At 73.9% G+C, this 662-nt stretch carries 1 protein-coding gene; it reads right to left on the bottom strand.

Going from position 1 to position 662, the window contains the following annotated elements; all coding sequences use genetic code 11:
* Nucleotides 1-662, bottom strand: a 662-nt coding sequence (locus BZY54_RS48505) for an ATP-grasp domain-containing protein (protein ID WP_086731586.1), incomplete at both ends; no start/stop codon positions are given.

The following is a 662-nucleotide window of genomic DNA, read 5'->3' as shown; positions in this document are numbered from 1 at the left end:
ACAGGTTCGGCTCGACCAGTTCCAGCTCCATCAGACGCGGTTCGCCGTCCTCTCCGTCCGCGAGGTCCACGCGGGCGTAGAGCAGCTCGGGGGCGAGTCCGCCAGTGCCCGGCACGGCGGCCAACGCCCGCTCCGCGACGGAGAGTTCGGCGGGCGCGGGGGTCCACGGCTCCAGATCCGGGTGGGCCACCTTGTCGGCGTCGTACGCCGTCCCGGGCGAGAGCACGGCCCGCTTGCGGCTGGCGTGCAGCAGCCGGCCGCCGAAGAACTGCAGCGCCCGCTCCCCGCTGACGTCGATACGGGTGAGATAGGGCTGCACCATCGCGGTCAGCCCCTCCGCGTGCATCCGCGCCACCTGGGCGACGGCCGTCTCCCGCTCGCCGGGCGTGTACCGGGCGGCGAACCGGGCGCCGGCCCCGAAGGTCGGCTTGACGACGAACTCGTGCCCGTCGGGAAGGTCGTCGAGGCCGGGGGCCTGTCCGGGGGCGAGGTAGCGGGTCGGGACGACCGGCACACCGGCCGCGGCGAGGTCCCCGAGGTAACGCTTGTCGGTGTTCCAGCGCAGGACGTCGACCGGGTTGGCGATCCGCGTCACCTTCGCGCACCGCTCGGCCCACGCCGTGAACTCGGCGGCCCGCCAGCTGTAGTCCCAGGTCGACCGT

Source organism: Streptomyces carpinensis, from assembly GCF_002154505.1.
Classification (GTDB): Bacteria; Actinomycetota; Actinomycetes; order Streptomycetales; family Streptomycetaceae; genus Streptomyces; species Streptomyces carpinensis.
Note: the sequence above shows the minus strand (reverse complement) of the source record. Positions and strands in the feature narration are given on the sequence as shown.